Source organism: Streptomyces bohaiensis (genome assembly GCF_012033785.1).
Taxonomy (GTDB): Bacteria; Actinomycetota; Actinomycetes; order Streptomycetales; family Streptomycetaceae; genus Streptomyces; species Streptomyces bohaiensis.
In genome coordinates this window covers 1-7,370 of sequence record NZ_JAAVJC010000233.1, presented here as the reverse complement: position 1 = coordinate 7,370, position 7,370 = coordinate 1, and the positions used below count along the sequence as shown (strand labels likewise).

General features: G+C 76.1%; 5 protein-coding genes. 3 read left to right on the top strand and 2 right to left on the bottom strand.

The genetic code is table 11. From position 1 onward, the window contains the following. Positions 1 to 250 precede the first annotated feature (250 nt). Entirely contained in the window at positions 251 to 772 is a 522-nt protein-coding gene (locus tag HCN52_RS19540) for an SMI1/KNR4 family protein (protein ID WP_168089756.1), read from the top strand. A gap of 255 nt (positions 773 to 1,027) precedes the next feature. Further along, positions 1,028 to 4,828 carry an ABC transporter ATP-binding protein gene (locus HCN52_RS19535; RefSeq protein ID WP_312876786.1) on the top strand — a complete coding sequence of 1,267 codons (3,801 nt, stop codon included), beginning with the start codon at positions 1,028 to 1,030 and terminating at the stop codon, positions 4,826 to 4,828. Positions 4,829 to 4,889: 61 nt separating this feature from the next. Here HCN52_RS19535 and HCN52_RS19530 read toward each other — a convergent pair whose 3' ends face one another. Beyond that, positions 4,890 to 5,546, bottom strand: coding sequence for an NUDIX domain-containing protein (locus HCN52_RS19530; RefSeq protein ID WP_168089755.1), 657 nt, complete (start codon positions 5,544 to 5,546; stop codon positions 4,890 to 4,892). Positions 5,547 to 5,769: 223 nt separating this feature from the next. Between HCN52_RS19530 and HCN52_RS19525 the strand changes: the two genes are divergently transcribed. Beyond that, a complete protein-coding gene (locus HCN52_RS19525; RefSeq protein WP_168089754.1) occupies positions 5,770 to 6,294 on the top strand; it encodes an SRPBCC family protein in 525 nt (174 codons plus the stop codon). Between the two features lie 178 nt (positions 6,295 to 6,472). Here the strand turns inward: HCN52_RS19525 and HCN52_RS19520 are convergent, their stop codons facing one another. Next, positions 6,473 to 7,270 (bottom strand): alpha/beta fold hydrolase, encoded by a 798-nt coding sequence (locus HCN52_RS19520; RefSeq protein WP_168089753.1) that lies wholly within the window; start codon positions 7,268 to 7,270, stop codon positions 6,473 to 6,475. Between the last annotated feature and the right edge of the window lie 100 nt (positions 7,271 to 7,370).

Below are 7,370 nucleotides of genomic sequence, written 5' to 3'. Positions count from 1 at the left end.
CGGCCCGCGGCGGCCCGCCGGGGGAGTGCCCGTCCCCCGGCGGTGTCCGCGCGACGCCCCGGGCGGGGGGTCGCCGCCGATGGGAGCCTTCCGGACCCGGGGTCGGTGGGGCTGACCTTCCGCTGAAGCCGGGCCACCGGCACGGTGAACAGTGGGCTCCCTCGCGCCCGCCCGCCCCGGCGCGAGGCGGGCGCCGCGAGAGGAGAGGGCCCCGCGCCCGGGGCCCGGCGGGGTGGTTAGCCTGGGGCCCATGAGCACCACCGACGACCGCCGTTTCCCGGCGGCCCTCGACGCCGTCGCCGAGATCGAGTTCCCCTTCGGCGAGGACGGCCAGATCGACTTCGAGCCCTACACGGACTTCCTCCCGGCCGGCGAGACCACCGACTGGTTCCGCGCCTGGACCGGCAACGCGGAGGTCAGCGGCGACGCCTACCTCGTCTTCGGCCAGGACGGGACCGGCGGCCACGCCGCGATCTGGCTGGTGCGCGAGGGCCGGCCCCTGACCGAGCAACCCGTGGTCTTCCTCGGCTCCGAGGGAGAACTCGGCGTCGTGGCACCGGACCTGGCGGGCTTCCTCTGGGTCCTCGCCGACGGCTCCGGCCCCTACGAAGCCGTCACCGACCCCGAGCGCGCATCCCGGCCCAACCCCGAACTGGTCGACCTGGCGCAGGACTTCACCTCCGGTGATCGCCGGACCGCCGCCGAGGTGGTCGCGGCGGCCGACGCCGAGTTCCCGACCTTCGAGGACGACATCCTCGCCCTCTGCCGCTGAACCCACCGCCCCCGGCGCCCTACCGCCACCGCCCACCGCGCCGGGGGCCGCGGCCGGCGTCCGGTGCGCTGCCCGGTGCGGTGCCCGTCACCACCGGCGCACGCGCCGCGACCGACCGTCTCCGTACCGCGCCCCTCACGCACCCCCGCACGCCCGGGGGAATGACAGACCTCACCGGTAGCGTTGATCGCCTGACGGGAGCGCTCCATCACGGCCGTCCCCGCACCACACACCGCAGACCGGGAGGCACGACGCGTGAGCGCGAGCGAGACGGGGACGACCCAGGACGGCAGCACCGGATGGGTGCGCCGACTGGCGGCGTACAGCTGGCGCTACCGCCGCAACGTCCTCATAGCCCTCGTCTCCTCGCTGGCGGGCATGGGCGTCATGGCGCTCACCCCGCTCTTCATCAAGGTGATCATCGACGACGTCATCGTCGGCGGCGGCGACGGACTGGAGGTCTGGCTCGCCGCGCTCCTCGGCTCCGCCGTCGTCATCTACGTGCTGACCTTCCTGCGCCGGTTCTACGGCGGACGCCTCGGTCTGGACGTGCAGCACGACCTGCGCACCGACATGTTCCGGGCGATCACCCGGCTCGACGGCCGCCGCCAGGACGAACTCTCCACCGGCCAGGTCGTCGGCCGCGCCACCAGCGACCTCCAGCTGGTGCAGGGGCTCCTCTTCATGCTGCCGATGACCATCGGCAACTTCATGCTCTTCGCCGTCGCCCTCACCGTGATGGTGGTCCTCTCGCCGCTGCTGACGCTCGTCGCCCTGGCCGTGGCGCCCGCCGTCTGGTTCATCGCCGTCCGCAGCCGCGACAAGCTCTTTCCCGCCACCTGGTACGCCCAGGGCCAGGCCGGTGTCGTCGCCGGCGTGGTGGACGGCGCCGTCGGCGGCGTCCGCGTCGTCAAGGGGTTCGGCCAGGAGGACCAGGAGACCGACAAGCTCCGCGCCGCCGGCAACCGCCTCTTCGCCGCCCGGGTCCGCGGCGTCCGGCTCAGCGCCCGCTACCTCCCGGCCCTCCAGGCCGTCCCCGCGCTGGGACAGGTCGCGATGCTGGCCCTCGGGGGCTGGCTCGCCACCCGCGGCGACATCACGCTCGGCACGTTCGTCGCGTTCTCCGCCTATCTCGCGATGCTGGTCGGCCCCGTCCGGATGCTGACCGTCATCATCACCGTCGGCCAGCAGGCCCGCGCCGGCGCGGAACGCATCCTGGAACTGATCGACACCCGCCCGGCGATCGCCGAGGCGCCCGACGCGCGCGACCTGCCCGCCGACGCCGACGCCGCCGTCGAGCTCGACGGCGTCACCTTCGGCTACACCGAGGGCAACCCCGTCCTGCACGAGCTGTCGCTGCGCATCGAACCCGGGCAGACCCTCGCCGTCGTCGGGACCTCCGGAAGCGGCAAGTCCACCATCGCGCAGCTCCTCCCGCGCTCCTACGACCCCGACGCCGGCACGGTGCGCGTCGGCGGCCACGACGTCCGCGAGCTGACCTACGACTCGCTGCGCTCCGCGATCGGCACGGTCCCGGAGAACAGCTTCCTCTTCACCGGGACCATCCGCGACAACCTCGCCTACGGCCGTCCCGACGCCACCGACGAGGAGATCCGCGCCGCGGCCCGCGCCGCGCAGGCCGACGGCTTCGTCTCCGCTCTGCCCGACGGGTACGAGACCCTGGTCGGCGAACAGGGCCTGACGCTCTCCGGCGGCCAACGCCAGCGCGTCGCCCTGGCCCGGGCCATCCTGACCAACCCCCGGCTGCTCGTCCTCGACGACGCCACCTCCGCGGTCGACGCCCGGGTCGAGCACGAGATCCACGAGGCGCTGCGCCGCGTGATGGCCGGGCGCACCACCCTGCTCATCGCCCACCGCCGCTCCACGCTGATGCTCGCCGACCGCGTCGCCGTCCTCGACGCCGGCCGCCTGGTCGACAGCGGCACTCATGCCGAGCTGCTGGGCCGGTGCGCCCTGTACCGGCAACTCCTCGCCGAGACCGACGAGCACCGACCGGAGCACCCCCGCCCCGGCACCGGCCTCGACGGCGCGGCCGAACCGGCGGTCGAGGCAGCGGCCGGGGCGGCCCCCGTGGCCGAGGGCGTCACCCCGGAGCTGTGGGTGCGCACCGAGGTCGGCGACGACGAGCGCGGCACGGTCGTCCCCGCCGCGACCGGCGGCGCCGGCGGCTTCTCGGCCGCCATGGCGGGCGCCTCCGCCACGCCGGAACTGCTCGCCCGCGTCGCGGCGCTGCCGCCGGCCGACGACACCCCCGACGTCGACGAGAAGCGGGGCGCCGCGCCCGAGCCCGAGGGCTACGGTCTGCGGCGGCTGCTCGCCGGGCTCGGTCGGCCGATGACCCTGGCGCTGGTCTTCGTCGTCATCGACGCCCTCGCCGCGCTGCTGGTGCCGATCATGATCCGCCACGGCGTCGACGACGGGGTCTCCCGCGGTGCGCTCAGCGCCGTCTGGGCCGCCTCGGCGCTGGCGCTCGGCGTGGTGCTCATCCAGTGGGTCGCCCAGATCGGCGGCCTGCGCCTCATGGGCCGCACCGGCGAACGCGCGCTGTACTCCCTGCGGATCAAGATCTTCTCGCAGCTCCAGCGGCTCGGCCTGGACTACTACGAGCGCACCATGGCCGGCAAGGTCATGACCCGGATGACCACCGACGTCGACTCCCTCACCAGCTTCCTCCAGACGGGACTCGTGCAGGCCCTGGTGGCGCTGATGACCTTCTTCGGCATCATGGGCGCCCTCGTCGTCATCGACGCCGAACTGGCGCTGGTCGTCCTCGCCACGCTGGTGCCGCTGGCGCTGAGCACCTACTGGTTCAGGCGGGCCTCCACCCGCGCCTACGAACTGGCGCGGGAGCGCGTCAGCGGGGTCAACGCCGACCTGCAGGAGCACGTCTCCGGGCTGCGCATGGTGCAGGCCTTCGGCCGCCAGGACGATGCCGTCGCGCGGTTCACCGCCCGCTCCGACGGCTACCGGCAGGCCCGGGTCCGCGGCCAGTGGCTGATCTCCATCTACTTCCCCTTCGTGCAGCTGCTGGCGACCCTCGCCACCGCGGGCGTGCTGTGGTCCGGCTCCGCCCGGGTCGCCGCCGGGACCCTGACCGCGGGGGCGCTCGTCGCCTACCTGCTGTACATCGAGCTGTTCTTCGCGCCCGTGCAGCAGCTGTCGCAGGTCTTCGACGGCTACCAGCAGGCCGCGGTGGCGCTGCGGCGCATCCGGGGACTGCTCGCGGAGCGCACCAGCACCCCCGACCCGGCCGAGCCGCGCCCGGTCCCGGCGCTCCGCGGCGAGCTGGAGTTCCGCGACGTGCACTTCCGGTACGTCGCGGAGGACGGCACCACCACCGAGGAGGCGCTGTCCGGGGTGGACCTGCGGATCGAGCCGGGGCAGACCGTCGCGTTCGTCGGGCAGACCGGCGCCGGCAAGTCGACCCTGGTCAAGCTCGCCGCCCGGTTCTACGACCCCACCGAGGGCACGGTGCTCGCCGACGGGGTGGACCTGCGGGAGCTGGACCCCGCCGCCTACCGCCGGCGGCTGGGCGTCGTCCCGCAGGAGCCGTACCTCTTCGCCGGTCCGGTGCGCGACGCGATCGCCTACGGGCGGCCGGAGGCCACCGACGCGGAGGTCGAGGCCGCCGCCCGCGCCGTCGGCGCGCACGCCATGATCGCCACGCTGCCCGGCGGGTACCTCCACGAGGTCGCCGAGCGCGGGCGCAACCTCTCCGCGGGCCAGCGCCAGCTGCTCGCGCTGGCGCGGGCCGAACTCGTCGGGCCCGACATCCTGCTGCTGGACGAGGCCACCGCTGCCCTGGACCTCGCCACGGAGGCGCTGGTCAACGAGGCGACCGACCGCCTGGCGGTCCGGCGGACCACCCTGGTGGTCGCGCACCGGCTCACCACCGCCGCCCGCGCCGACCGCGTCGTGGTCCTGGACCGGGGGCGGATCGTGGAGGACGGCACCCACCGCGAGCTGGTGGCGCGCGGCGGGTACTACGCCGACCTGTGGCGCAGCTACCTCGGCGCCCCGGTCAACGTCGGCTGACACCCCGGCCCCGCCGCGCCCCACGGGGTCGGGGCCGCGCCGGCGCCGGTCCGCCGCGGGGTCAACCGGCGGTCAGCTCCGCGAGGTGGACGTCCACCGTCTGGAGCGGACCGCCGGCCGGGGCGTCGCCGCCGTCCCACCAGGTGATCCCGGAGATCTCCTCGTTGGGCGTGAACGGCACCGGGTCCGAGATCTCGGCGGAGAACAGCGCGCCGTAGCGGGTGAGGTGATCGGGGAGCGCGGTGCGCGCGAACCCCTCGAAGCGCAGCGCCGCCGGCGCCACCCGCTGGTCGGCCTCCTCCCACAGCTCGCGGGCGGCGGCCTGCCGGGCGGTCTCGCCCGGGTCGATCCCCCCGCCCGGCAGCTCCCAGCAACCGCGGTTCCGCTCGCGGACGAGCAGCAGCCGCCCCCGGTGGCGGGCGACGACGATGGCGTACGTCAGTTCGTGGTCTGACGGGGGCGCGTCCTCCGGGACCCGGGCGAACGCCAGCAGGCGCATTCCGAGCGGGCCCGCGGCGAGGGGCTCCCGCGGCGCCGCCGCGCCGCACCCGGCGTCGGCGGGGCAGCAGTCCCCGGGCTCGTCGCCCGGCGCCCGGGACACCGCCCCGGACGGGCGCTGGGCCGGGAGCCCGGCGGTCGGTCGCGAGGCCGCGACCGAGGTGTCGCCGGGCCGGGAGGACGGTGCGTGGCCGGTGGTACCGGCAGGTTCGGCAGCCATGCTCCGAGCCTAGGGCCGCGCGGCGGCGCACCGGTCCGCCCGGCCGCGCGGACCGTTCCACCGGCCGAGGGCCGTCGTCGCCGCGGTCGGCTCGCCCGACCGGTGGAGGCGCGGGCCCGCCCCGGCGAGCCCGCGCGCGGCAGCGGCCGCGGGCCGGAGAATCCCTCGGGGGGAGGGACAGGCCGATCGGGCGGCCCGGCCGCCCGGGACGAGGAGACCGACCATGAGCAGCGACGCAGGCGCCACCGAACCCGACCCGCCCGGCGCGGGCCCCGACGTGCGGGAGCGCGAGTTCACGCTCACCCGCACGGTGGCGGGCACCCCGGAGCAGGCGTTCCGTGCCTGGACCGAGGCCGGCCGGCTGGCCCGCTGGTTGGGGCCGCAGGGGATGCGCACGCCGACCGACACCGTCCGCGTCGACGCGCGGGTCGGGGGCGGTTGGGAGGCGGTCATGGTCGAGGAGGTGAGCGGCGAGCGGTACCCCTCGGCCGGTACCTACCGTGAGCTGGTCCCGTTCGAGCGCATCGTCTTCGGCTGGGGCGTCGCGGGGGGCGGCGCCCCCGTCACCGAGTTCGCCGTCGTCACCGTGACGCTGACGGAATCCGGGGAGGGTCGGACGGAGGTGACGCTGCACCAGCGCGGCGTGCTGAGCGCCGAGGACTCCGACGGCATGGCCGACGGCTGGTCGACGGCGCTCGACAAGCTCGCCCGGGAGCTGGCGGAGGGCGGCGGCACGGCAGCGGCCTGAGCGCGTGGTCGAGGCCCCGCGGCGGATCGGGACGCGGCCGGCCGCGCGGCGGAGGGTCGCCCTCACACCGGTGTGCTCACGCGTTCCTGACCATGCGGCGGACGGCCGCGGCAGGCGTCGCGGGCCCGGCGTGGGGTCTCACACGCGCGCTGCACCCCGTCGCGGCGCAGCCGCCCGCTCACGGCCGGTCGCCGACCGCCTCCCCGGCGAGGAACCGCAGCACCGCGGGACCGGCCACCGCGTGGTGCTCCTCGAAGTACGCGTGCCGCGCCCCCTCGATCAGCAGCAGGCGGGCGCCGGGGATGCACGCGGCCAGCAGGTGGGCGTTGGCCACCGGGTTGAAACGATCCTCCGTCCCGTGGACGACCAGGGTCGGCGCGGTGATCTCCGGCAGGGCCGCCCAGGCGTCGTGCCGGTTGCTGGCCGCGAGATGTCGCCGGCGGGCGTGCGCCGGCATCTCCGGGTCGCCCAGCGTCCGGTACGGACCGGGGTGCCGCGCCGTCCACGCCGGCGAGTACATCAGCCCGACGAGGGCCGCCCGGGCCCGGTCCGGGTCGCTGTCCGCGAGGGAGCGGCGGACCGCGGCGTCCCGTTCGACGGCGTGCCGACCGCCCGGGGAGGTGCACCCCAGGACCAGCCGCCCCACCCGGTCCGGGTGGCGCGCCGCCAGCCACTGGGCGACCCGGCCGCCCATCGAGGTCCCGTAGACGTCCGCCCGCGCGACGCCGGCGGCGTCCAGCACGGCGACGACGTCCTCGGCGAACTCCCGCGTGGTGCAGGGGTCGTCCGGCTTGTCGCTGGCGCCGGTGCCGCGCCAGTCCAGGGTGAGGGTGCGGTGCCGGGCGGCGAACCCGGCGCGGACCCCGTCCCACCAGGCGTGGCTGTTGGACTGCCCGGCGAGCAGGACCAGCGGTGCGCCGCTCCCCGCGCTCTGCCAGGCCAGCCGGACGCCGTCCGCTGCCGTCGCGTGCCCCATGCCCTGCCCCCTGCTCCCCGTCGGCGCGTGTCCGCCGCGGCGCTCCGTCGACCGCGCCATTGTCGCGGGCGCGTGCCGGACGCGCGCTGGCCGGGCCCGG